This window comes from Mycobacterium sp. (genome assembly GCF_032159565.1).
Taxonomy (GTDB): domain Bacteria; phylum Actinomycetota; class Actinomycetes; order Mycobacteriales; family Mycobacteriaceae; genus Mycobacterium.
In genome coordinates, this window is sequence record NZ_JAVHWR010000108.1 from 52861 (window position 1) to 76022 (window position 23162).

Sequence of the window (23162 nt, forward strand, 5' to 3'; positions counted from 1 at the left end):
AATGCCGCTGGCGGCTTATAGTCGGATCGGACAAAGGAGCGTTCGATGGCGGATCGGGAGGGACTGTCGCTCGGCCAGCTGCTGCTCACGCTGGACCGCACGATGGTGACGCTGGTCGAGGCGCCTCGCGGGCTCGACATGCCGGTGGGGTCGGTGGCACTCGTCGACGTGGACGACATCCGGCTGGGCTTGGCCGTCGGAGCAGGTGCCGCGGATCTGTTCTTCCTGCTCGGAGTTTCCGACGCGGAGGCGGTCGGCTGGATCGCGCAGCAGTTCCAGGGCACCGGCAAGGTTCCCGCGGCCATCTTCGTCAAGGAGCCGTCGCCCGCCGCGGTGAAACAGGCCGTGGCGCTGGGCACCGCGGTGGTCGCCGTCGAACCGCGCGCCCGGTGGGAACTGCTCTACAAATTGGTGAACCACGCGTTCGAGCACCACGGCGACCGCGGCGACCCGCTGCACGACTCCGGCACCGACCTCTTCGGGCTGGCGCAGTCCATGGCCGAGCGCACCCACGGGATGATCAGCATCGAGGACGACCAGTCGCACGTGCTGGCCTACTCGGCGTCCAACGAGGAGGCCGACGACCTGCGCCGGCTGACCATTCTCGGGCGCGCCGGTCCGCCCGAACACCTGGAATGGATCGGTCAGTGGGGCATTTTCGACGCCTTGCAGGCCAGCAGCGACGTGGTTCGCGTCGCCGAACGCCCCGAACTAGGCCTCCGCCCGCGGCTCGCCGTTGCCATTCACCTTCCGGCCACGGACGTTCGCCGGCCGCCCCGCTTCGCGGGAACGATCTGGTTGCAGCAGGGTTCAGCGCCGCTGGCCGACGATGTGGAAGAAGTGTTGCGCGGCGGAGCCGTGCTGGCGGCCCGCATCATGTCGCGGCTGGCGTCGGCGCCGTCGACGCACACGGTGCTGGTGCAGGACCTCCTCGGGCTCGGGCTCGGCGAGGAGTCCGCCGACGTCGCAGCGATCGCCCGTGAGCTCGGCATCGACGCCGACGGCCGCGCCGCCCTCGTCGGCTTCCGCGGCGAAGGAACCGCGGCGCCGTCCAACGTGATCGCTTTGAGCGCGAGCGCTTTTCGCGCCGACGCCCAGTTGGCGTCGACGGGTGAGCGCGTATATGTGCTACTGCCGAAGATCGGTGCGACGTCGTCGCTGACGTCGTGGGTGCGGGGTATGGTCGCCGCACTGCGCCGCGAGCTGGGCCTCACGATGCGGGCGGTGATCGCCGCGCCGCTGGCCGGGTTGGCCGGTGCGGCCCAGGCCCGCACTGAGATTGATCGGGTGTTCGACAGCGCCGACCGACACCCCGGCGCGATCGGTCAGGTGACGTCATTGGGCGAGGCGCACACCACGGTGCTGCTCGACGAGATCGTCGCGCATGTGGCCGGCAGGCAGCGGCTCGTCGATCCGCGCGTCCTCGATCTGCGTGAGCGGGACCCGATGCTCGCCGACACGCTGGCCGCCTATCTGGACGGGTTCGGCGACATCGCCGAGGTGGCGCAGCGGCTGCATGTACATCCGAATACGGTGCGCTACAGGATCCGTCGTATCGAGAAGCTGCTGTCGACGTCGTTGGACGACCCCGACGACCGGCTCGTGCTCGCCCTCGGTCTGCGGGCAACCGAGCGCTCACCCTAGTTCGGCGAGCAGACGCAAAATCGCATAAGCGCCGCGAAATTGTGCGATTTTGCGTCTGCTCGCGCGTATTACGTCACCGCGAGCGCCCCGGCCATCAGCTCATCGAATCGTTCGATGGCCTCGTCACCGTCGGCGTCGAGCCCGCGCAGCGGGCCCCGGTCGGCCAACTGCCGCTGCGCATACAGCCGGGCCACAAGTGCCTTTCGGTCAGTTCCGTTTTCGGCTCGTTCCCAGGCTGCCTGCTCGATCAGAAGCGCACCGGCGTAGACATCGCCCATGAATTGCGCGAGAGGAAACAGCCTGGCTTCGGCGACGGCGCCGTCGAGCTTGCTCCACGCGATGATCGCCGCATCGAGGTCTTCGACGCGGCGGGCAACCAGGGCGGTGGCGTCGTCGGCGTCGGACACCGACACCGCGTCGTGCAGGCGCTGCAGCAGCGGTTCGTGAGCCTGCGCCCGCTCGATACCACGCCGGACGTCGAGGCAGAGGATGTTGTCGGGGCCCTCCCAGATGGTGTTCACCTGCGCGTCACGCAGCAGCCGTGCGACCGGCCAGGTCTCGATATAGCCGTTGCCGCCGTGGATTTCGATTGCGTCGGATGCCATCGTGATTCCGAGCCGGCAGACCTTCAGCTTGGTGACGGGCACGGCGATGCGCTGACGGACCTGCCTGGGTTGTCGATGGTTGGCGGCGCCGGTGCCGTCGAAGACGAGCGCCTGCGCGGCTTCGACGTCGACGATCATCTCGGCCAGCTTGCGCCGCATCAACGGCTTGTCGATCAGCGCGTCGCCGAACGCCTGTCGCCGCTGCGCGTAACACAGTGACTCGACCAGCGCGCGTCGTGCATTGCCGAGCGCGAACAGCGCGATGCCGAGCCGCGCCGCGTTCGTCAACTCCATCATCCGGCCCAGGCCCTTGCCGTCGGACGGGCCCGCATCCTCGCTGGCCTCACCGGAGAGCAGGAACGCTTCGGCGTCGGCGAACTCGATCTCGCCCGACGCGACCGAGCGGGTGCCGAGCTTGTCCTTGAGTCGGCGCACCCGCACGCCGTTGTGCGAGCCGTCGCGGCGTGTCCGCAGCACGAGAAAGCTAGCCACGCCGCGGCTGGTGTCGGGCGCTCCTTCTGGCTTGGCAAGGACGACAAAAGCCTCCCCGTTGCAGTTAGATGCGAACCACTTGAATCCGTTGAGCAGCCACGCATCGCCGCGACGGGTGGCCGTCGTCTCCAACGCGCCCAGGTCTGAGCCGCCGGTTCGCTCGGTGAGCAGCTGAGCGGTTTGGCCCTCCCACTCACCGGATTCGAATTTGGCCAACACGTGGTCGCGCACGTCCTGTGGTGCGTACGCCGCGACCAACGCCTTCACCATGCCGCCGCCGGTGCCAAGCGCGCACCCCATACCGATGTCGGCCTGGTTGAGCAGATAGTTGGACGCGAACAGCGGCAGCGACGAGCTCACCCCTGCGCCGCGGGCGTCGTCGCGCAGCGCCTTCTGGGCATCCAGCACCGCACGGCGCGACTCGTTGAATGAGGTCGGCATGACGACGCGGCTGACGTCGTGACCCCACCGGTCGTAGCGCTCGAGCCTTGGCGGGTTGCGGTCGGTCTCCTCGGCCCACCGGGTGACCGGGCCGGCCATCAATTCACCGATGCGCGTCAGATGCGGCTCGGCGACCGCGAGTTCGTCCGGCTTCAAGTAGTAAGCCATGGTGGCCTGCAGCGTGGGGTCGGTGGCGTACCAATTGAGGCCGGCCGCTCCCCGGTAGTCCTCGGTGCGGTAGCGCGCGGACTTCTCCGGCGTCGTGAAGGGCAGCCGGTCGACGGCCTCGACGCTGTAATCGCTCATGACGCGACGGTATTGCACGTTCGGCGTGGGGTGAAGCACCGGCAGCCCGCAGTCGTCATCGACTCGGTGGCGGAGCGGAAATGCGTGCGTTATCGGCCGTGTACTAGCCGCGGTTTGTATTGACAGCGGTGGCGCGAAAATATTGTCCAGATTAATGCGGCCAGATTGAATCTTTATTTGCGTTAAGCAACCAAACGGGGTCGTTGCTCTTAATTTCGAAGAATTGCGGGATAGCCCTTGCTAAACACCCCCATACTCCTCGTAATATTTAGTCGTATGGGGAGGCCAAAGGGGCTGCCCGAGTTCTGTACCGTAGGCGGATGCGACCGTAAATACAGAGCGCGGGGACTTTGCGGAATGCATTACTACCGACAGCGGGCCGGCACGCCCCTCGCCGGCGGTGAGCGGTCTGAAGGCGAAAAGCATCGCAACGCAAAGCTCACGAGCGCCAACGTCAGGGAATTACGCTTGCTTTATGCCGACGGCGCCACTTTGCGGCAACTTGCCGAGAAATTCGGCGTGTCGAATGTGTCCATCTACAACGCGGTGGCCGGCAAGACCTGGCGCCATCTCCAATAGCCGGCGTCAACCGCCGCGCCGAGGGCCATTTGGCGATGGCCCGATAGGCGGCATGCTTCGAACGTAGCGCCGCAGACGCCCGCCGCGGTGGTCCACACCGGCTCCGAGCCGATGAGCCAATACCCGTCAGGCAGTCAGTCGTTCGACGGCGGCGGCGATCCGTTCGTCGGTGGCGGTGAGGGCGATTCGCACGTGCTGCGAACCGCGTGGCCCGTAGAACTCGCCGGGTGCGACGAGAATCCCACGCTGCGCAAGCCATCTGACGGTGTCGCGACACGGCTCGCCTCGCGTGGCCCAGATGTACAACCCGGCCTCCGAGTGGTCGACGTCAAGGCCTGCTGATCGCACTGCAGGCAGGAGCGCATCGCGGCGGCGCTGGTATCGCTCACGCTGCTCGCGTTCGTGCGCGTCATCGTCGAGCGCGGCGACCATCGCGGCCTGCACGGGCGTCGGCATCATCATCCCTGCGTGCTTGCGCACCGCAAGCAGTTCGGCGATCAGTGCGCGGTCGCCCGCGACGAAGCCGGCGCGGTAGCCGGCCAGCGAGGACGTCTTGGACAGGGAGTGAATGGACAGCAGGCCGGTGTGGTCACCGTCGCAGACCGAGGGATGCAGCAGCGACACGGGCTCGGCCTCCCAGCCGAGACCTAGGTAGCACTCGTCGGACGCAACGGCCACGCCGCGCTCGCGCGCCCACCCGACGACCTTGCGCAGGTGGTCGGCGCCCAGGACAGCTCCCGTGGGATTGCTCGGCGAGTTGAGATAGATCAGGGCAGGCGACAGCGGACCGAGCTGGGTCAGTGAATCGGCGAGTAGCACCTGCGCGCCCGCCAGTCGGGCGCCGACTTCATAAGTCGGATAGGCCAATTCGGGCACCGCGACGACATCCTCTGGCCCCAGGCCGAGCAGCGTCGGCAGCCACGCAATGAGTTCCTTGGTCCCGATGGCGGGCAGCACGGCGTCCTCGGCGAGGTCGGTGACGCCGTAGCGGCGGTTCAACGCCGTGACCGCCGACGCGCGCAGTGCGGGGGTGCCTGCTGTGGCCGGGTAACCCGGAGCGGGGCTTGCCGCTGCCAACGCGTCCCGGATCAGCGGCGCGACCGGATCGACCGGCGTGCCGACGGACAGGTCGACGATGCCGTCGGTGTGCGAGCGCGCCATGGCCATCGCGTCGGCGAGGGTGTCCCAAGGGAATACGGGCAGCCCCGCAGAGATGCCGCGGCGAACGCCGTCGGGTGTTACGCCAGCCGTATCGCTCGGCGCGTCCGCGGTGTCAGTCCTCACCCTGAGGCGGCAGGTCCTTGACCGACTGCGGGTCGTTGTCGGTCTGGCCGACCTTCGACGCGCCACCGGGTGAGCCGAGTTCGGCGAAGAAGTCGGCGTTGATCTGGGTGTATCCGTTCCACTGATCGGGCACATCGTCTTCGTAGTAGATGGCCTCGACGGGGCAGACGGGTTCACACGCGCCGCAGTCCACGCATTCGTCGGGGTGGATGTACAGCATGCGTGCGCCCTCGTAGATGCAGTCGACTGGGCATTCTTCGATACACGCCTTGTCCTTGATGTCGACGCAGGGTTCGGCAATCGTGTACGTCACTGAGTGCTCCTCGAGTCCTCTCGATCAACCTGATCAATGGGGGCTGCCTGTGGTTAGGGCGTGCCGAAATTCGCTCCAGTATCCGATGCGGATACGACGGGGTTCATCTCAGCATGCCCTAACTTTTGCGCGCACCTTGGAGGGTGGACGCGTAGTTACTGATACTAGACGTTGCATATACACGTGCCTAGACACCACACCCCTATGCGCACGGGTGCACTGCAACATGTTGCATATGGCTGTCGCCGCTTCTAAGCTGCCCGCGTGGCCCTACCCCACGCAATCCTGGTGTCGCTGTCCGAGCAGTCCGGCTCCGGCTATGAACTGGCACGCCGGTTCGACCGCTCGATCGGCTTCTTCTGGAGCGCCACCCACCAGCAGATCTACCGCACACTGCGGGTGATGGAGGACGACCGCTGGTTGCAGGCAACGCCCGTCGTGCAGCAGGGCAGGCCCGACAAGAAGGTGTACACCGTTGCCGACGCGGGCCGCGCCGAGCTGGCGCGCTGGATCGCCGAACCATTGAGCGGTCGGGGCAGCTCGGTGACCGACAACCGCACCCGTGATCTGGCGGTGAAGATCCGCGCGGCCGCGTTCGGTGACGTCGGCGCGCTGCGCGACCAGGTCGTTGCGCTTCGCGCCGAGCGCGCCGAACTACTCGACACTTACCGCGGCTTCGAGAAGCATCAGTTCCCCGACCCGGGCGAGCTCAGCGGCAGCGCGCTGCATCAATACCTGGTCCTGCGCGGCGGGATTCGGGCCGAAGAAAGTGCCGTCGAGTGGCTCGACGAGGTGGCGGCGAATTTGAAGGAGAACCCTTGACCAACCCGCGCACGCGAGGAGCCAATGTCACTCCGTACCCGACATTGTTGTCGCCGTTGGATCTTGGGTTCACCACACTGCGCAACCGGGTGGTGATGGGCTCCATGCACACCGGCCTCGAGGATCGCGCCGGCGACACCGGCCGACTCGCCGCATATTTCGCCGAACGGGCCCGCGGCGGAGTCGGCCTGATCATCACCGGCGGGTACGCGCCGAACCGCACCGGATGGCTGCTGCCGTTCGCCTCGCAGATGGTGTCGTCGTCGGACGCGGGTCGTCATCGCCGCATCACCGATGCCGTGCATGATCAGGGCGGCAAGATACTGTTGCAGATCCTGCACGCGGGACGCTATGCCTACCACCCTTTTTCGGTGAGCGCGTCGGCAATCAAGGCGCCGATCAACCCCTTCAAACCGCGTGCGCTGCGGAACGTCGAGGGCACCGTTCGCGACTTCGCGCGCTGCGCGGAACTGGCTCGCGATGCCGGCTATGACGGTGTGGAGATCATGGGCAGCGAGGGCTATCTGGTCAATCAGTTCCTCGCGCCCCGCACCAACAGGCGGACCGACGCGTGGGGTGGTTCAGCCGAGAAGCGCAGACGGTTTCCGGTCGAGATCGTGCGCCACACCCGCGCCGCCGTCGGACCGGACTTCATCATCTGCTACCGCATGTCGATGGCCGACTACGTGGAGGATGGCCAGAACTGGGCCGAAATCGTCTCGCTGGCAACCGAAGTCGAGTTGGCCGGTGCGACGATGATCAACTCAGGGTTCGGGTGGCATGAAGCACGGGTGCCCACCACCGTCACGTCCGTACCGAACAGTGCGTTCGTCGACATCAGTAGCGCGGTGGCGGAGCACGTCGCCATCCCGGTGGTTGCGTCGAACCGAATCAACATGCCCAAGGCGGCCGAGCAGATCCTCGCCGACACCCACGTGCAGTTGATCTCGATGGCCCGGCCGCTTCTGACCGATCCGAACTGGGTCGCCAAGGCGCAAAACGATGTCGCCAACGAGATCAACACATGCATCTCCTGCAACCAGGCGTGTCTGGACCATGCGTTCGTGCACAAGAAGGTCTCGTGTCTGCTCAATCCGCGTGCCGGCCGCGAGAGCGATCTGGTGCTGTCACCGACCCGCCGCGGCCGCCGGGTCGCGGTGGTGGGTGCGGGGCCGGCCGGGTTGGCGACGGCGGTGGCGGCCGCTCAGCGCGGTCACGACGTGACGCTGTTCGAGGCAGGCGAGGTGATCGGCGGCCAATTCGACATGGCCAGAAGAATTCCCGGCAAGGAAGAGTTCAGCGAGACGATTCGCTATTTCGCGCGGATGCTCGACAAGCACGGAGTGGAGGTGCGGCTGCGCACCCGCGCAGGCACTGACGAACTGGCCGATTACCACGAAGTGGTGCTGGCCACCGGCGTGGCGCCGCGGATGCCCGACATCCCTGGCATCGACCATCCGATGGTGTTGTCCTACGCCGAGGCCATCATGGGCAAGCCGGTCGGCAAGACGGTGGCCGTCGTCGGCGCGGGCGGTATCGGATTCGACGTCAGCGAGTTCCTGGTGACCGACCAGTCTTCGACGCTGAACCTGAAGGAGTGGAAGGCGGAGTGGGGCGTGGCGGACCCGCAGGAAGCCCGCGGGGCGTTGACGACTCCGATCCCCGCGCCCGCCGCCCGTGAGGTCTATCTGTTGCAGCGCACGAAGGGATCACAAGGCAAGCGGCTCGGGAAGACGTCGGGCTGGGTGCACCGGGCGTCGCTGAAGGCGAAGGGTGTCACGCAGCTGTCGGGCGTGAACTACGAACGCATCGACGACGACGGACTGCACATCAGTTTCGGCCCCGACCACGAGCGTCGACAGGTGCTGGCGGTCGACAATGTGGTGATCTGCGCCGGCCAGGAATCGGTGCGCGACATCGAAGATGGCCTGCGCCGCAACGGTATCGAGCCCCACATCATCGGCGGGGCGGCGTTGGCGGCCGAGCTCGATGCCAAGCGTGCGATCAAACAAGGCACGGAGCTCGCCGCCCGCCTGTAGTACCCCCTGCACCGCGAGTGTGCGTGTCTGCACGGCAACTCGCCGCATTCTAGCGACAGTCAGCGCACGCTCGCGGCGATCGAGCGCGCAGAATTAGGCTTGCTTGAGCGCTTCGATCTCCAACGTGATCGTGACCTTGTCGCCGACGACTGCACCGCCGGTCTCGAGAGGCATGTCGATGTCGATGCCGAAGTCCTTGCGGTTCAGCACGACCGACGCCGTGAATCCGGCGACCTCGCCGTGGCCCATGCCGGGGTTGACACCGTTGAACTCGAGCTCGAGACTGACCGGCTTGGTGACGCCCTTGAGGGTGAACTCGCCGTCGAGCACATACTTCTCGCCGCTGTCGCGCACTCCGGTCGAGGCAAAGGTTGCCGTCGGGTATGTCTCGACGTCGAAGTAGTCAGCGGACTTCAAGTGAGCGTCGCGCTGTTCGTTGCGAGTGTCAACGGAGTCGACGGCGATCTCCGCAGTCACCGAGGGGGTGCCATCCTCGTCGATCACGACAGCGCCGCTGAATACGTTGAAGTGGCCTCGCACCTTGCTCACCAGAAGGTGGCGCACGGAGAACGCAATCGATGAGTGAACGGGATCGACGGCCCACGTGCCTGCACTGAGCTGGGTCGTCGCGGTGGCTGCGGTCATGGTGGATCTCCTCGAGTGGTGGCATCGGCCTCTCCGACACCCTCGAAGTGACAAACGGACCTCAGTCCGCTTTTATTTCCCCCTGCTCCATACCGACCGCGCTCCTGCGTCACCAATGAGCACGACGCCGATTGTCGACCCAACGCCGACCACGATCGCGAGCACGGCGGCGATCACGGCCAGCATCCGCTTCGGCTCAGTCGATCGCGACTCGCTCCGGTGCTGGAATGCCTGCACGATGGCGACCACCAAGAGGGCGACGGCAAGGTAGATCATCCACTCGCCGCGCTCCTGATGCGTTTTCAGGATCTCAGAATGCGCGGGCTGCTGGTCGAACAGCCATTCACCCGCCTGTATCGTCAGCGGCGTCAGCACCATAACCGCCACCGCAAGAGCCAGGTTCAGCCAGACCAGCCGACTCCGCGCCGCAGGCCATAGGGCACAGAGAATCTCGAGTGCCGCTACCAGGGGTGCGAGCACCACGATGGCGTGGACAAGCAAGGCATGGGCAGGCATACCAAAGAGGATGGTCACAGCACGCTCCTAGGCCGGAGATGGCGGCAGTCGATTTTGTATACGTGTCGAGACTGTCACTTGGTTCACTGCCGCGCACCGATTTCGGTTCAGCACGCAGCGATTTCTACGGATGCGCCTTGATCACCCTAGAGCGTCGTCCCGCTGTGGTTCTGCCGACACGAAAAATTAACGAATTTGTTTGGAATTACGCGGATTCGAGGTGCCACTCGGCCCAGCCCAATGGCTCGCCATGAAACAGATGTCCGACGAGCCCACCGCAGAGCGGCGGGATCAGGCTGCGAGCGGTGCGTACGTGGTGGTGCGTTGGCGGGCGGGCCTGCCGATACCTTCGGCGATCGCCGTCAGCTCCTCAACCGATTTGGCCGAGCCGAACTCCGAGCCGGCCATCCGCGAGATGGTCTCCTCCATCAAGGTGCCGCCGAGATCGTTCGCACCGCCGTTGAGCATCACCTGCGTGCGCTCGACACCGAGCTTGACCCAGCTGGTCTGGATTTGAGAGATCCTGCTGTGCAGCATAATTCGAGCCAAGGCGTGGACGGCACGGTTGTCTCGGTGCGTCGGCCCCGGCCGCGCCCCGCCCGCCAGATACAGCGGTGACGACTGGTGCACGAACGGCAGCGGTACGAATTCGGTGAAGCCGCCGGTGCGGTCCTGGATGTCGCGCAGCACCCGCAAGTGTCCGACCCAGTGCTTTGGGGTGTCGACGTGGCCGTACATCATCGTCGAACTCGACCGCAGCCCCACTTCATGCGCGGTGGTGACGACGTCGATCCACATCGACGTGGGTAGCTTGCCCTTCGTCAGCACCCAGCGCACCTCGTCGTCGAGAATCTCGGCCGCGGTACCGGGGATGGTGTCGAGACCTGCCTCGCGCAAGCTGATCAACCACTCGCGGATGGACAACCCACTCTTGGTGACACCGTTGGCGATCTCCATCGGTGAAAATGCGTGCACATGCATCGACGGCACTCGCTTCTTCACCGCGCGAACCAGGTCGGCGTATCCGGTGACCGGCAGTTCAGGGTCGATGCCGCCCTGCATGCAGACCTCGGTTGCCCCGGCTACGTGTGCCTCCCAGGCCCGATCGGCAACCTCGTCGGTGGACAGCGAGTAGGCGTCGGCGTCGCCCTTGCGTTGGGCGAACGCGCAGAACCGGCAGCCGGTGTAGCAGATGTTGGTGAAGTTGATGTTGCGGTTGACGACGAACGTTACGTCGTCGCCGACGGTGTCGCGGCGAAGCGAATCAGCCAGCGACGCAACGGCTTCCAGCGCTGGCCCGTCTGCGGTGGCCAACGCCAGATACTCGTCGTCGGAACAACCGGCCGGGTCTCGCTCCGCTGAACGCAGCGCTGCGACGATGTCGGTGTCGATGCGCTCAGGAGCCCGGGCGGCCAGCTCCCCCACCTTTTCCCGGATGGATTCCCAGTCGCCGAACGCGCTGTCCAAATCGCTGCGGGTGGTGGTCAGCCGGCCCTCGGAGTCGATCGCTGAGTGTAGATCGGTCCGGCCGAGTGATTCGGACGCCTCGTCGGGCTCTTGCCACGGCCGCCCAACAGGGTTCACGTCCAACGCAAAACCGGTGTCGGGATCGGCCAACGCCGCGACGTGACCCTGGACTCGGGGGTCGATCCACGCCGCGCCGGCCTGAACGTAGGGCGGCTGGGCGGTCAGCCGCTGTACCAGGTCGTATCCCGCTTCGGCGGTGACGGCGGCCAGCTCATCCAACGCCGGCCACGGCCGTTCGGGGTTGACGTGGTCCGGCGTCAACGGCGAGACGCCACCCCAGTCGTCGACGCCTGCGCCGATCAGGGCGAGGCATTCGTCGCGCGATACCAGGTTGGGCGGGGCCTGGATGCGCATCTTGGGCCCGAGCACCAACCGGGAGACGGCGATCGTCGCGACGAAGTCGTCGAGACCCGCGTCGGGAGTCAAGGCCATCGCGGTGTGATCCTTGGCCCGGAAGTTCTGCACGATCACTTCCTGCACATGGCCGAACGCCTTGTGGGACTTGCGGATCGCGTGCAATGTCTCGGCGCGTTCCGTCAACGTCTCGCCGATACCGACCAGTAGGCCGGTGGTGAATGGAATCGACAGCCGCCCGGCGTCGTCGAGCGTCCGCAGCCGGACCTCGGGATCCTTGTCCGGGCTGCCGTAGTGCGCCAGCCCTTTGGTCTCGAACAGCCGGCGCGAGGTGGTTTCGAGCATCATCCCCATCGACGGGGCGACAGGCTTGAGCCGTGACAGCTCCGACCACGTCATCACACCCGGATTCAGATGCGGCAGAAGGCCCGTTTCCTCGAGCACGCGGATGGCCATCGCGCGCACATAGTCCAGCGTCGAATCGTAGCCGCGCTCGTCGAGCCACTGCCGGGCCTCGTCCCATCGAGCCTCGGGCCGATCACCGAGAGTGAAAAGCGCTTCCTTGCAACCCAGTTCCGCACCACGACGGGCAATGTCGAGGATCTCGTCGGGCTCCATGTACATGCCGCTGCCTTGAGCGCGCAGCTTGCCCGGGACGGTGACGAAGGTGCAGTAGTGGCAGGTGTCCCGGCACAGGTGGGTAACGGGAATGAACACTTTGCGCGAATAGCTGACCGGCAACCGGCCGGTGGGGCCGCGACGATCCGACGACGTCAGTCCGGCATCGCGTATCCGTGCGGCGCTCGCACAAAGATCGGCCAAGTCGTCGCCGCGGGCAGTCATGGCGATGGCCGCCTCGTCGACGTTCAGCGCAACGCCGTCGCGGGCGCGCCGCAACACACGCCGCAACGCGTTGGGGCTGGGCGCGCTCGGTTTTGGCGGGGCCACCGGGTTGGGCAGAGGGGCGCCGGGCTGGGGGTTCAGAGCCACTCCCGTGTAACCCCACGTATGACGACAATCATCCGCACGTCTCACATTCTGAAACATCGGCCCCTCGCATACCGGCCACAGTAGTCCGCGTATCGGTCGGCGTGTCGTGCCGCCGTCGTACAGGCGTGGGCCGACACGGTCGTCAAGCAAGTGCAGCAGGCGGCCAAGGACGAGGGGGGCAGCGAAGAACCGCGCCTCCGCTGACACTGACGCTGACGAGTCGCGGCTAGCGCGGCTGGCTTCGCCGATACAGCAGTAGCGCCGGGGGCAGGGCGCCCACCACGATCAGCAGCAGCAATAGCCATTGAGCGCTGAAGATTGCGTCGTCGCCGGGACCCGGAAATGTGAGTGCGGCGACCGTGGCCAGCCACGTCCACAGTGGTAGTGCGGCCAACCGCGGAGTCGACGTCCACTGAAGACCGACCCAGACCAGCGCAGCGTTGAGCAGGCCGCTGATCAGCGCGCTGATGGGCAACGGAACGAGTCCGAGATGAACTGAAAGAAAGAAGGCGGCAAGCAGGGCCGAGATGACGCCGTCGACTGCGAGCAGAGTGAGAACGACCGCACGCAGAGCCCGAGTGTCGTCGAACGACGGGCTCAGGTCGGGATGCTGTCGAGCACCGACGTCAGCGAGCCGACCACCCACTGGAAGCTGTCCAGCCGGTCCTGCCAGTGCTGCAGGTTCGGGTCGAGATCTTGGTCCATGACTGTCCTTTGTCTCTGCGGCCACTCGGTGGAAGCTTATCGCGTGTCGGCTGGTTAGCCGAGGTTCAATCCGGACAGGAGGTCGGTTTCCCAGCCGCGCGCGTCGCGCTCGCCCGGTTCGCCGGAGACGAGTATGTAGTGTTCCTCAGCCAGGATGGGCAGGGCGATGTTGCTGGACAGCGCGCAGGAGCGACCGTTCGCAGCGACGGTGACCTGGGTGGCATGGGCTCGAAGCGCCGCGACCTTGGCGGGCATGTGGTCGCTGGCGTCGATGACGGCGTCGATCTTGTCGTCGGGGTAGCCGAACGGAACGTCGTCGATCGATACGCGTGCCCATTCGTCGGGCACGCCATCGAGGCTTTCGAGGGCGGCGCCCATTGCGCTCGTGGCGCTGACGGTCCAATAGAACTTGGGCACCTGCCAGGGTCCGCCTGGATAGTCGTCGCTTGCCGATGCGGCAACGGCTTCGGTGGTGACGCGGTGGGCTTGGATGTGGTCCGGGTGGCCGTAGCCGCCCTCGGTGTCATACGTGACGACGACGTGGGGCCGCAGGCGGCGGATGATGGCGACAAGCTCGCCGACCGCCTCGCGCATGTCGGCGTCCTTGAACCGCTGATGGTGTCGCGGCTCGGTGCCTTCCATCCCGGAGTCACGCCAACGTCCGGGTCCGCCAAGGAAATTCGGCTCCTCGACCCCGAGAGCGGTGAGCGCGGTGGTCAGCTCACCGATGCGATAGCCGCCGAGTTGATCGGCCTTGTCGACGGCCAGCTGTGCATACCGTTCGCCGATGACTTCGCCTTCTTCACCAAGGGTGCAGGTGACGACGTGGACGTCGGCGCCGTTGGAGATGTAGTGAGCGATGGTGCCGCCGGTCGTCAGCGTCTCGTCGTCCGGGTGGGCGTGGACGAAGAGCAGACGAGGCGTGTCCTGGGAGGGCATCGGACCGAAGATACCGGCGTTGTGGTGCTGTGCTGTCAGCAACTCGGCGGGACCGAGGTCCGGTCTGAGTAGCTGCTCGGCCCCCCGGTGGCAGTTTCAGCGACGCGGCGTGAGTGGCAAAAGCCAAGATCAGATAAGTTTTTGCTTCGGCGTCAGTTACTACGGCTATGTCATTGTCAAGTTTGTCATTTTGTTGCTATGCCGGAGCGACGCGCCCGTCGCGGGACCAGGTTGTCAGACGACTTCAGGAAGGACGTTCAACAGGGCACCGCCCAGCGGAGACATGCGCAAAGTTGGCGTAGTGGAGTCCCTGGCCGGGCGAACAGCAAACTTTCGCAAAAATCACGCTTTCTAGCAATTATCTCAGACTTACGGAGGCCATGGGCTCGCACTGGCCAGAGTCGGCGCATGCAACAGGCCCGGCGCGGAGCTGTACTTTGCTATTAGCAGAAAATGTGCGCGAAGTGGCCGGAATCGGCTAAGTAAGCAGTTCACGGCATGTGCTTGTGTTCGCAACGAGATTGCGGGATCGTGATTAGGCTCGCTCCAGATATGTAATAGATTCGTGCGTCATAGCGACAACAAAGACGAACGATGACTTCTCAGATCGCGGCCTCGCTGACAGATGGCGCAGCAATCATGAGTTGCCAGTGAAAACTCAACATGACGCAGAAGGCGAACAGCCCGGGCTTGGGGTCCGGGTGACGGAGGGGAGCCGTCGCTGAGGTAACTCATCGCCTTCCGTATCGGCCCCGCTGTTGGTGCCTCACACCCACCGACAGCGGGGCCGAATCATGTCTGGGGAGGCCTAGCTGTCCGCATCCTGAGGAGGCGGCGAGGCGAGTCGTCGTGTGCGACGACAGCTGAATCTGCCTTCGTCCACCGTATTGACAAAGTCGTCAGTTAAGGACCCGCCCGCTCTGGCATTCTGGTGACCACTCAAAACCTCAGTATCGCCGGCGACAACAAGGGCACATCGGATGGACCAGCCCTCACCCAGAAGGACCACAAGAACTTCGTCAACCTCGACATAAGCGCGCTCAACCCATTTCATCAGGATCGCAAGAGCGACGACAGTGCGACGCAGGTCGGCGACAACGGGTCCACAGTCAACCGTCCCGCCGGCCATGAGTTAGGCATCGGCAAGACACCCGTGCGTGATCTGATCAAGCGCATCACCGGTGGCTTGGATCACGACAACGAAACGGACGACGGCGGAGACGCGACGCCAGCGGCAAGCTAGCGCGAATGCGGAGCCCATTAGCCGGCTCGGGGCAACCCGGGCCGGCTGATGCTTGCAGGACCGGTTCGCCAAACATCTCGAGATCTGCTTCAGGGCTGCAATTGCCGACTCAGCCACAACCCTCCCGCAGAAGTCGACGTCCGCCTGCGCACCCGTGACATAGATTCACTCCGTGAGTCGGCGGACGCTTGAGTTCTGTTGCGGCATCATCGTCGTCGGACTGCTGGCCGGAATCGCCGGTTTGTGTACGACGCTGCTGCTGCGCTGGGTCGAGCACCTGACCTACCACTACTCGTTTGGGACACTGCTGGTTGGCGTCACCGGCAGCAGCCCGGTGCGACGGGCGGTGGGCCCGATGATCGGCGGAGCGCTTGCCGGGTTCGGGTGGTGGATGCTTCGCCGACGGACCGAGGTGCCGCCGCTGGCGGACACCATCGCCAATCACCGGCCGATCCCCCGCCTGACGATGACGATCGACGCTGCACTACAGGTGCTGATCGTCGGATCGGGCGCATCCCTCGGGCGCGAAGGTGCGCCGCGCCAATTCGCCGCAGCACTGGGCGATCTCGGCACATCACGATGGTCACTGACCGAGCGAGACCGCGAGATTCTGCTCGCCTGTGCGGCGGGGGCAGGATTGGCGGCGGTCTACAGCGTGCCAGTAGGCGGCGCGCTGTTCGCGACCGCCATCATGCTGAAGACCTGGCACCCTCGCGCCGTCGGCGCTGCGCTGATCACCTCCAGCCTTGCGGTGGCCGTGGCGTCGCCCGTCACTCACGAGGCCGCTCCGCTTGAATGGCCGAGTCCCCAACTGTCTTATCTACTGGCCGCTTTCGCACTGGTGCTCGCCCCCTTTGCTCTAGGCGTGGGTATCGTGTTCAACCGCATCATGGCACGGGCGCGCCCAGCGACCGTGATGAAGTCCTGGGTTCTGATACCAGCGATCGCCGCGGCCGGTCTGCTCATCGGCATCTGTTCGATCCGGTATCCGGAGCTGCCAGGCAATGGGAAAAGCATTCTGGCGGTGAGCCTCGACAGCGGGCTCACTTTGGGTGCGGCAGTGGTCACTCTGTTTCTGAAGCCACTTCTCACCGCTCTGTTCCTGCGTGCCGGGGCGGTCGGCGGAATGCTCACCCCCGCGCTGGCGACCGGTGCGGCCTTGGGATCCATCGTGGCCTTGGCGATCAACAGCTGGACCGAGCATCACGTCAGCATTCCGGCAATCTCGCTAACATGTGCGGCCGGGGTCCTGGCGATTACTCAGCGGGCGCCGATCTGGGCCGCGATCTTCGTGTGGGAACTGGCAAGGCCGCCATGGTGGTTACTCATTCCGTTTGTGGTAGCCGCGGTCGCAGCCCACTGGCTTCGCCTGCTGATAGAACAGCGCAGATTGCGTGACGCCGCAGTCGATTCTCCTGCCGATGCATCACCGGAGGGCGGGTCCGGTAAAAGCTGGCAATGACGATGACAAACACCGGTGTACAAAGGCGCGCGACTAAGTCGGACAGGCGGCGGCCGGTCCTTTGTGCGATCGTCGACGGTGACGGGCACTCACAAGGGAGCCGATCTCTATTCGGAAGCTATTGCGGTTTCTTGGCCCACATGCCCGCGTCGCCCACGATGCCCACCGGCACCGCACCCGTCAAGCTGACGTTCTGCACCCGAGGGCCAGCCGCGACGATCGTGGTGTCCTGCAGGATCGGCAGAACCGCCGACATGTTCCAGAGGCGAGGCTCAACCGCGTCGATCACATCACCGATGTTCTCAGTCCCCCGCAGCGCAGCATCGATCTTCGGTTGAATGCTCCGGTCGCAGATGCCAGTCAGGTTGGAAGGCGCCTGAATGAGCGCGTCGGACTCCGGCGCGGGGCTTGTCGTCGTCGGTGTCGCCGTCGTGGTGGCGGCCGTGGGCGGCGAGTTCGGCGTGTGAGACGTCGACGACGGAGTTGACGTCGGAGTCACGCCTGTCGTCGCGGTTGACACCGCCGTCGCTTCCAGCGCCCGGCATCCGTACCGCGAGGACAACGCGGTGGCGAGGTCGCCGCCGGCCTGGTGCCAGCCGACGATCGCGTCGACCTTGTTCTGCGTGACGGCATCGGCATATAGCGCAACGGGATCCAGCGAAAGCACTGACGCCTCAATACCGACATTGCGCAATTGATCGGCAGCGGTGTTGGCGACTGCCACCGACGTCGGGTCGTTGGAAGCCACGCCGATCACCAATGACAAAGGCACACCGTCTTTGGTGATGCGCCCGCGATCCGCATCGGGCACCGGAGTGCCGGGCGTCGGCGTCGGCGGCGACTCGAGTGGTACCAGCTGATAACCGCTGTTACCCAAAAGGTTGAGGGCAGCCTCTTTGGTCAACGCGGGCGGTGCCGTCGGTGTGTAACCGGGATCCGACGGTGAGCGCACCTGTGCCTGAGCCAGCGTCACTGTGTTGTCGCTGCCCGCACCAACTGCTGCCAACAAATCCACGTCCAGCAGGCCCAGGATCCCTTTGCGCACTTGAGGATCGGCGAGCTTGGGCTGCTGGGCGCGAAGCGTCATCTGCATGACCCGCGGAGTGACGATGCGCGACGTACGGACATCCGGGATGGCCGACAGCTGTGCGAACGCGGCAGCACCGCCGTGCACCTGGGCGACCTGCGTATCGCCGTTGCGGATCGAATCCGCCAGTGCCGCAGTCGCACCCGCACGCCGAAACAAGAGTTGGTCGGGCTTTGCAGGCTCTGCCCAGTACCGGTCATTGCGCGCCAGCAGGATCTCCTCGCGCTGCGGGTCGATGTTCTCCACTCGAAACTGACCGCCCGTAACCGGCAGTGCTCGCGCCAGCCCGGCTGCGAATCCGCCCGGCACGTCCTTGACGATGTGCGCGGGCAGGATGTCGTTGAACAATTCCTGCCACGCCGGATACGGCTGCGAGAACGTGACGACGGCCGTCTTGCCGCCCTCAATGGATTGGACGCCGGTGATGAGGTCGTAGCCGGCGGGGTCGACGACGCCGGGTTGGCTGACCATCTGCCGCCAGAGGTACCAGTAGTCGTCGGCGGCGATCGGCGCGTTGTCCGTCCACTGCGCTTCGGGCCGGATCTTGTAGGTGACGGTGAATGGGTTGTCATTCGTCACCTCCGCCGACAGCAGCAGCGTCGGGTCGATCTCCCACCGCGAGCCCGTCGGCGACGCCGGATCTGGAACGGGCCGGAACGAGCTCGGCAGGACCAACGAGCTGATCGCCGCGTTGACCGGCGACTGATCGGACAGCAGGTGTGAATTGAAGCCCGGGCCGATCGTGTCGATCGCCATGATGATTTGCGTCGCCTTCGGTGGCGGAGGCGCCGTGGTTTCCGTGGTGTCGGTGCTCTGCGGCGCAGGTGGCGGACTCACCGTGCACCCGGCGACGAGGACTAACGATGCTGCGACGACTACCCCTCGCGTGATCCGTTCACGAAGGTAGGCGGTCGGCACGCCCAACAGGGTAACGACAGCCGTCCCGAGGTCCGATTCGCGAGCCGACAAGTCAGCGCAGGTAGATAATTTACGAACCGTCATAGCAAACATAGTTGCTGGCTGTGCTCGGACACGTTCAGTAGATTCATGCATCAGCAGGTAGGCACCGGCGACGCCTGGGCGCACTGGCCTGCCTGTCTGCCAAAGTCCCGAATCTGAGGGCGCGCTCAAGACGCTTTACGCCGCCTTCCATTGATTATCGCAATTTGCATTCAACCCTGAGAGTTTCTTATTAGACTCCCTACCCCGGCGCGCCAGCCGCGGTTTCCGATGGCATCGACACGAACCACACCGCTCGACGTGCGGCAACGGCCAAGTTGCTCAGCTAACTTGTTTTGAACCGATTCGAGCCTTAAGCTTCGGCGCGAGATCGGGTTGGATCCAAAACCAAAAACCGGGGGAACAGAAAAGAACGTGTGCAAGGCGCTGTCACGGCGGGTGTGGCGCTTGTCGGTGCGGGGGTGATGGCCGCAGCGCCGGCCGCAGCAAGCGCCGGAGGTGCTGCGAAGCGTCAACGCCGACGTTGCGCTCGCGGCGGCCGTCGTCCAACCGCCGTACACACAGAGCGTGCCCGAGCTCTTCGCCCTGTCCGCACAACGGACGGTAACTGGGCTCGCGTCGACGCCTATCGGCCTCGCAACGGCTGCAATGGCGCTCGCACAGGGCCAGAACCCGGCTGCTCAGGCGATCCTGAAAGAGATTGTTGACGGGCCGCAGTGGGCCGCTGATCCGGCGATCTATGCGTTCGACGATCTCCTTCCGGAGCCGCTCGGTGGCGATGACGCAGACAATCCCAGGCAGCCGGACGCAGATAGCGCTATCTCGCAATTCCGTGCCGCTGTGCTCATCGCTGCAAGAGATGACGTCAACGAAGCAATCGCCGACAGCCTGGGCGTTGGGCCGGCGACCCAGCCGGCCGGCAATGAGGTCAGTCCGGCCTATGCCGGGGCCAGGCCTGCGGCTTGTCTCGGCGTATCTGCTCTGCGCGCCGCCCAGAGCGCTGTAACCGCGCCGTTGGGGCTCGCGGCCGTCGCGCAGGGCCTCCAGAACAGCCTCGGTGGCGGCGGCATTAAGGAGCTGTACCTGGCACTCCAGGCATACATAGATGGGCCGAACTACGTCACGGACCCCATCGTGTTCGCTGTCGACGATGTGCTGCCGCAGGCCGCAGGCGGTGGCGATCCGGAGACGAATCCAGCACGAATACTGACACCGCAGAGCGGAAAGCCCAAGCAGTCGAGTCCTCACCTCGCTGAGGGCCACCTCCGGTGGGACTGCGACCGCCAGCACGGTCGGCAGGCATCGCGCTCCCGCAACCGGTGGCCCGAGCAATCTCTTCAAGAAGAAGGACGACCAGAAGAAGGCGGACACCACCCCGGCGTCGACCGAGTAACTGAACGATCGAAAGGCCGGCCGCGGTGCGATCCGTGGCCGGCTTTTTCGTCGGCTAAAGGGCCTAACTAACCGCGCGCTTTCGCCCGGGCCCGACTACGGGCCCTGGTGGTTGCGTCCAGTTCGACCTTGCGCACCCGCACAAACTCGGGCGTAACCTCGACGCACTCGTCGGTCGCACAAAACTCCATGGCGCGCTCCAGATCGAGCTCGATCGGTTTGGCAAGTGTCTCAAAGACATCCGCCGTCGACGACCGCATGTTGGTCAGCTTCTTCTCTCGCGTGACGTTGAGGTCGAGATCCTCCGGTCGCGGATTGATCCCGACAACCTGGCCAGCGTAGGTGTCCTCCCCCGGATCGACGAAGAACGTGCCGCGGTCGGACAGTTGAGTCAGCGCGAACGGCGTGATGGTCCCGGTCCGGTCGGACACCAACGAGCCCGTGTGCCGCGACCGGATCTCCCCCGCCCACGGCCGGTAGCCGTCGAACACCGCGTTGGCGATGCCGGTGCCACGTGTCTCGGTGAGGAAGTCGGTGCGAAAGCCGATCAACCCGCGGCTGGGCACGATGAAATCCATTCGGACCCAACCCGCTGCGTGGTTTGTCATCTCCTCCATGCGGCCCTTGCGCGCCGCCATCAACTGCGTGATCGCGCCGACGTACTCGTCCGGGCAGTCGATGGTCATGGCTTCGAACGGCTCATGCAGCTTTCCGTCGATCGTGCGCGTGACAACCTGCGGTTTGCCGACCGTCAGCTCGAAACCTTCGCGGCGCATCTGCTCGACGAGGACGGCCAGCGCCAGCTCGCCTCGGCCCTGCACCTCCCAGGCATCGGGCCGATCGATGTCGACGACCTTGATCGACACGTTGCCGACGAGCTCGGCGTCCAACCGCGACTTCACCATTCGGGCGGTCAGCTTGTGACCCGACACCTTGCCCGCAAGCGGCGACGTGTTCGTGCCAATCGTGACGGAGATGGCGGGCTCGTCGACGGTGATCCGTGGCAGTGCGTGCGCGTGATCGGTGTCGGCAAGGGTGTCGCCGATCATGATCTCCGGCAGACCCGCCACGGCAACGATGTCCCCGGCGATGGCTTCATCCGTCGATGTCCGGTCCACGCCCTCGGTGACAAGTAGTTCGGTGATCTTGGCATTGGTGATGACGGGGTGACCGTCCACCTCACGCATCCAAGCGACCTGTTGGCCCTTCCGAATCCGCCCCTTGTAGATGCGGATCAGCGCGAGCCTGCCCAGGAACGCCGACGCGTCGAGGTTGGTCACCAACGCCTGCAGCGGGGCTTCCGGGTCACCCTGCGGCGGCGGGATGTGCTCGAGAAGCACGTCGAACAGCGGATCGAGGTTCTCGCCTTCAGGATTTTCGCCATTGGCGGGCTCAACAGTGCTGGCAATGCCGGCGCGTCCCGACGCATACAGCGTCGGCAGTCCGAGCGCCTCCTCGGCAGCCTTCTGCGCCTCGTCGTCGAGGTCGGAGGCGACGTCGAGCAGCAAATCGTGACTCTCCGAAACCACCTCGGCGATACGGGCATCGGGCCGGTCGGTCTTGTTCACCACCAGAATCACCGGCAAATGCGCGGCCAAGGCCTTGCGCAGCACGAACCGGGTCTGCGGCAATGGACCTTCGGATGCATCGACAAGCAGCAGCACCCCGTCCACCATCGACAGCCCGCGTTCCACCTCACCGCCGAAGTCAGCGTGACCGGGTGTGTCGATCACGTTGATCACCGTCATGCTGCCGTCGGGGTGCTGACGGTGCACGGCGGTGTTCTTCGCCAGGATCGTGATGCCCTTTTCCTTCTCCAGGTCACCGGAATCCATCAGGCGCTCGATCGCGTCGTCGCCGCGATGGCTCAGCGCGCCCGACTGCCGCAGCATCGCGTCGACGAGGGTCGTCTTCCCATGGTCGACGTGTGCCACGATGGCGACATTCCGGAAATCCACGCTGGTGATTGTCGCAGTGCAGTCGGCCGATTACGAAAACGAGAGATGCCCGTCACTTGAAGCCGAGCAAGCTGACCGACCTGAAACCGAACAAAAAGTGCCGTCGCAGCAGGCCGCGCTGCAAGAAATGCCCCGTTGTGGTGCATCAGGTGCGCAAGGCCGAGCGCAACGGCATTCGGGGCAAGCAGCTGACGAAGGTGTTCAAGCGGGCCCGAAACTCCTGATCATCCCTCGTATTCAGGCGTACCGTGGTGCTACCCGGCAGGCGAGCGCGAAGGTGGCGGATATGTCGGCTTATGAGGTTCTGACGATTGCTCTCATCGCGGTGATCGGGACGGCGGCAACCGCGGCGATCTACCTGGGGTTACTGAACTGGATGGGCGCCTTCTACGTCGTCCGCTGCGCCGGCTGTCACCACCTGGCGTTCTCGACAGCGAATAGTGCGCAGGCGTCCTGCCCGCATTGCCGTCACCCGGTGCTCACACATCCGCTCTACTCCTTGCACCACCGGCGCACCGGCAGCGACGTTCGCGTGGTGGGTGACCGGCTGCACTACTGACCGGGGGTACGGCAGCATCCTCCGCTGTCCCCCGATGAGTTGGGGTTGAAGAGCCTCCAAATCGACGTTCGCGGGCACCTACTCGACCTTGTTCTCGCCAGCGTCCACCTCGTGGTGGAGCGCCCGGGCAAGATCGGCTACCCAGGCCCGATCCGCGGGCACCCACGGCAGTCCGGCCAGTTCGTTAGCCGTCACCCACCGCAGTGCGCGGTGGTCGTTGGGCCGAAGGAAGCCGCCGGTCTGCGTCACCCGATAGGCGCGCAGCGTCATCGCCTCGTTCAGCGCGATGTCGTCGCCCAA

The 23162-nt window shown here is 65.2% G+C and carries 19 protein-coding genes; 8 read left to right on the plus strand and 11 right to left on the minus strand.

Features of this window, described 5'->3' with window-relative positions:
• The first annotated feature begins 45 nt into the window (after positions 1 to 45).
• Positions 46 to 1644, plus strand: coding sequence for a PucR family transcriptional regulator (locus QOC76_RS13520; RefSeq protein WP_526357344.1), 1599 nt, complete (start codon positions 46 to 48; stop codon positions 1642 to 1644).
• A 68-nt stretch (positions 1645 to 1712) separates the two neighbouring features.
• On the opposite strand, the gene QOC76_RS13525 is transcribed toward QOC76_RS13520, so the two are convergent.
• On the minus strand, positions 1713 to 3488 hold the full coding sequence (locus tag QOC76_RS13525) for an acyl-CoA dehydrogenase family protein (RefSeq protein ID WP_526357345.1): 1776 nt from the start codon (positions 3486 to 3488) through the stop codon (positions 1713 to 1715).
• A 357-nt stretch (positions 3489 to 3845) separates the two neighbouring features.
• Between QOC76_RS13525 and QOC76_RS13530 the strand changes: the two genes are divergently transcribed.
• Entirely contained in the window at positions 3846 to 4067 is a 222-nt protein-coding gene (locus tag QOC76_RS13530) for a hypothetical protein (protein WP_526357346.1), read from the plus strand.
• Between the two features lie 126 nt (positions 4068 to 4193).
• Here the strand turns inward: QOC76_RS13530 and dapC are convergent, their stop codons facing one another.
• Complete coding sequence (gene dapC, locus QOC76_RS13535) at positions 4194 to 5282, minus strand: succinyldiaminopimelate transaminase (RefSeq protein WP_526357363.1); 1089 nt, start codon at positions 5280 to 5282, stop codon at positions 4194 to 4196.
• A gap of 58 nt (positions 5283 to 5340) precedes the next feature.
• On the minus strand, positions 5341 to 5664 hold the full coding sequence (gene fdxA, locus QOC76_RS13540; protein ID WP_526357347.1) for a ferredoxin: 324 nt from the start codon (positions 5662 to 5664) through the stop codon (positions 5341 to 5343).
• A 264-nt stretch (positions 5665 to 5928) separates the two neighbouring features.
• Between fdxA and QOC76_RS13545 the strand changes: the two genes are divergently transcribed.
• Together QOC76_RS13545 and QOC76_RS13550 are read left to right on the plus strand one after the other, a co-directional pair.
• Positions 5929 to 6486 (plus strand): PadR family transcriptional regulator, encoded by a 558-nt coding sequence (locus QOC76_RS13545; protein WP_526357348.1) that lies wholly within the window; start codon positions 5929 to 5931, stop codon positions 6484 to 6486.
• Entirely contained in the window at positions 6483 to 8525 is a 2043-nt protein-coding gene (locus QOC76_RS13550; RefSeq protein ID WP_526357349.1) for a 2,4-dienoyl-CoA reductase FMN-binding domain-containing protein, read from the plus strand. Before QOC76_RS13545 ends, QOC76_RS13550 begins: the two co-directional genes overlap by 4 nt.
• 93 nt (positions 8526 to 8618) lie before the next feature.
• Here the strand turns inward: QOC76_RS13550 and QOC76_RS13555 are convergent, their stop codons facing one another.
• The 5 genes from QOC76_RS13555 to mshB form a co-directional block, all read right to left on the minus strand.
• On the minus strand, positions 8619 to 9170 hold the full coding sequence (locus QOC76_RS13555) for a YceI family protein (protein ID WP_526357350.1): 552 nt from the start codon (positions 9168 to 9170) through the stop codon (positions 8619 to 8621).
• A gap of 72 nt (positions 9171 to 9242) precedes the next feature.
• Positions 9243 to 9704 carry a DUF2231 domain-containing protein gene (locus QOC76_RS13560; protein WP_526357351.1) on the minus strand — a complete coding sequence of 154 codons (462 nt, stop codon included), beginning with the start codon at positions 9702 to 9704 and terminating at the stop codon, positions 9243 to 9245.
• A 273-nt stretch (positions 9705 to 9977) separates the two neighbouring features.
• Positions 9978 to 12557 carry a bifunctional FO biosynthesis protein CofGH gene (locus QOC76_RS13565; RefSeq protein ID WP_526357352.1) on the minus strand — a complete coding sequence of 860 codons (2580 nt, stop codon included), beginning with the start codon at positions 12555 to 12557 and terminating at the stop codon, positions 9978 to 9980.
• A gap of 226 nt (positions 12558 to 12783) precedes the next feature.
• On the minus strand, positions 12784 to 13203 hold the full coding sequence (locus QOC76_RS13570) for a hypothetical protein (protein ID WP_526357353.1): 420 nt from the start codon (positions 13201 to 13203) through the stop codon (positions 12784 to 12786).
• Positions 13204 to 13316: 113 nt separating this feature from the next.
• Positions 13317 to 14201, minus strand: a complete 885-nt coding sequence (gene mshB / locus QOC76_RS13575; protein WP_526357354.1) for an N-acetyl-1-D-myo-inositol-2-amino-2-deoxy-alpha-D-glucopyranoside deacetylase — start codon at positions 14199 to 14201, stop codon at positions 13317 to 13319.
• Positions 14202 to 15132: 931 nt separating this feature from the next.
• On the opposite strand from mshB, the gene QOC76_RS13580 reads away from it, so the two are divergent.
• Together QOC76_RS13580 and QOC76_RS13585 are read left to right on the plus strand one after the other, a co-directional pair.
• Entirely contained in the window at positions 15133 to 15444 is a 312-nt protein-coding gene (locus tag QOC76_RS13580; RefSeq protein ID WP_526357355.1) for a hypothetical protein, read from the plus strand.
• A gap of 172 nt (positions 15445 to 15616) precedes the next feature.
• Positions 15617 to 16906 carry a chloride channel protein gene (locus tag QOC76_RS13585; RefSeq protein WP_526357356.1) on the plus strand — a complete coding sequence of 430 codons (1290 nt, stop codon included), beginning with the start codon at positions 15617 to 15619 and terminating at the stop codon, positions 16904 to 16906.
• A gap of 118 nt (positions 16907 to 17024) precedes the next feature.
• Here the strand turns inward: QOC76_RS13585 and QOC76_RS13590 are convergent, their stop codons facing one another.
• Complete coding sequence (locus QOC76_RS13590) at positions 17025 to 18917, minus strand: ABC transporter family substrate-binding protein (RefSeq protein WP_526357357.1); 1893 nt, start codon at positions 18915 to 18917, stop codon at positions 17025 to 17027.
• Between the two features lie 534 nt (positions 18918 to 19451).
• On the opposite strand from QOC76_RS13590, the gene QOC76_RS13595 reads away from it, so the two are divergent.
• A complete protein-coding gene (locus QOC76_RS13595) occupies positions 19452 to 20417 on the plus strand; it encodes a hypothetical protein (protein ID WP_526357358.1) in 966 nt (321 codons plus the stop codon).
• Here the strand turns inward: QOC76_RS13595 and typA are convergent.
• Positions 20414 to 22303 carry a translational GTPase TypA gene (gene typA, locus QOC76_RS13600; RefSeq protein ID WP_526357359.1) on the minus strand — a complete coding sequence of 630 codons (1890 nt, stop codon included), beginning with the start codon at positions 22301 to 22303 and terminating at the stop codon, positions 20414 to 20416. The two genes, QOC76_RS13595 and typA, sit on opposite strands and share 4 nt — an antisense overlap.
• Between typA and QOC76_RS13605 the strand changes: the two genes are divergently transcribed.
• Positions 22281 to 22862, plus strand: a complete 582-nt coding sequence (locus QOC76_RS13605) for a hypothetical protein (protein WP_526357364.1) — start codon at positions 22281 to 22283, stop codon at positions 22860 to 22862. The two genes, typA and QOC76_RS13605, sit on opposite strands and share 23 nt — an antisense overlap.
• Positions 22863 to 22940: 78 nt before the next feature.
• On the opposite strand, the gene QOC76_RS13610 is transcribed toward QOC76_RS13605, so the two are convergent.
• Positions 22941 to 23162 (minus strand): NUDIX hydrolase (locus tag QOC76_RS13610; protein ID WP_526357360.1); only part of this gene is annotated, 222 nt, incomplete at its 5' end.

Bases quoted from the DNA above. Each gene is read 5' to 3' on its own strand.
- QOC76_RS13520 (WP_526357344.1), top strand. From the start codon at position 46: ATGGCGGATCGGGAGGGACTGTCGCTCGGCCAGCTGCTGCTCACGCTG.
- QOC76_RS13525 (WP_526357345.1), bottom strand. From the start codon at position 3,488: ATGAGCGATTACAGCGTCGAGGCCGTCGACCGGCTGCCCTTCACGACG.
- QOC76_RS13530 (WP_526357346.1), top strand. From the start codon at position 3,846: ATGCATTACTACCGACAGCGGGCCGGCACGCCCCTCGCCGGCGGTGAG.
- QOC76_RS13555 (WP_526357350.1), bottom strand. From the start codon at position 9,170: ATGACCGCAGCCACCGCGACGACCCAGCTCAGTGCAGGCACGTGGGCC.
- mshB (WP_526357354.1), bottom strand. From the start codon at position 14,201: ATGCCCTCCCAGGACACGCCTCGTCTGCTCTTCGTCCACGCCCACCCG.
- QOC76_RS13605 (WP_526357364.1), top strand. From the start codon at position 22,281: ATGGCGACATTCCGGAAATCCACGCTGGTGATTGTCGCAGTGCAGTCG.